This window comes from Alicyclobacillus hesperidum, assembly GCF_900107035.1.
In the GTDB taxonomy this organism is placed as follows: Bacteria; Bacillota; Bacilli; order Alicyclobacillales; family Alicyclobacillaceae; genus Alicyclobacillus; species Alicyclobacillus hesperidum.
Map to the genome: position 1 here is coordinate 1 of NZ_FNOJ01000051.1, position 1,223 is coordinate 1,223.

At 44.0% G+C, this 1,223-nt stretch carries 3 protein-coding genes; all 3 read left to right on the forward strand.

The genetic code is table 11. The features are described 5' to 3' along the window. A partial coding sequence (locus BLU70_RS14690) for a hypothetical protein (RefSeq protein ID WP_176780932.1) occupies positions 1–505 on the forward strand: 505 nt, incomplete at its 5' end. 72 nt (positions 506–577) lie between these two features. Continuing rightward, positions 578–820, forward strand: coding sequence for an IS66 family insertion sequence element accessory protein TnpA (gene tnpA / locus BLU70_RS14305; protein ID WP_083341328.1), 243 nt, complete (start codon positions 578–580; stop codon positions 818–820). Positions 821–823: 3 nt separating this feature from the next. Next, positions 824–1,223, forward strand: a 400-nt coding sequence (locus tag BLU70_RS14230; RefSeq protein WP_143027564.1) for a helix-turn-helix domain-containing protein, incomplete at its 3' end; no start/stop codon positions are given.

A 1,223-nucleotide genomic window follows, 5' to 3' on the forward strand; every position in this document is an offset into this window, starting at 1 on the left:
ATGTGCGCTTGTCGCTTTTTCAGGCGTTGGCATTTATGTTATAAATGAACCTCATCGTATGAAATCAACTATTGCCACGACGACTGCAGCTAATCAATTGTCTCAATCTAACGTCGAGAAGATGATTACGTGGGCTGACAAATACCAATATGCATTCGATGTTTATATACCAACTGGCGGTCTAGGAAAAAAGGCATACGTTGTATCGATGACTGGACAACCGTCATTTACACTCTTTTCTCCGGAATATAACGCATTTTATAGTATTAGTGAATTTAAAAGTATATCTTATGCGGACTCTATTTTAAACTTAGGAACCAAACATTGGACCACAGTAAAGGATTCTACGGGGTTACAATACCACATGACAATTATTAATTCGACAAGCAGGGAATACTATTTTGAACAAGGTTCAACGACAATCGTTATTCAAATGAACTACAAACAGGGCGCGTACCCTGGATTTCCGTCAGGACTTAAATTCGTTAATTTAAGTGAAATGTAAACGTCACCCCCACATGTCATTTGCCCTCCTGCTGCTTGAAAATGGGCTCATCAAGCATCGGGAGGTTTTCGAATGCCAGAACACATGTCCCGCCAAGAACGTCACGATCTTTGGCGTGAACGTATCGGCTCCTTCTACGGCAGTGGTCTGTCCGCCGCTCAGTACTGCGCCGAACATGGCCTGAAGCCACATCAACTTTGGTATTGGGTCAAACGTTTCCGAGATGAAGCTTCCAAGGCTCGCAACCTACGTTTGTATCTGTCCTCGCACAAGATGCAAGCATCTCGTTTACGTAACATGTGCTACTCGTGGTAGCGCATGTTTTTCTTGCCAATTCTGTGTAAAGTGAGTTACAAAGAAGGTAAGGGAAGGAACTTCTGCATAATAGGTGAGAAACATCAGGGAAAGGATGAAGGCGTGTTGGATACATCCTTTCCGGAGATTCTTCGACGTCTTCGCGAAGAGCGAAACTTGACCCAAGCGGATTTAGCAGGGAACAGCATTTCAAGGGCGTTGGTCAGCTTATATGAAAGTGGTCGCAGGACGCCGACCTATGAGACGCTTGCATATCTAGCGGAACGTTTACAAGTCACCGTGGATATTTTCTTCGGTTCCCACAATGATGTATTTTGTCAAGCAAAAATCCCCGAAAAAATCGTGTGTTTTTCCCCATCCATGCGACGGGGATTTTTAACGCTGTTTCATCAACGCATGCTTC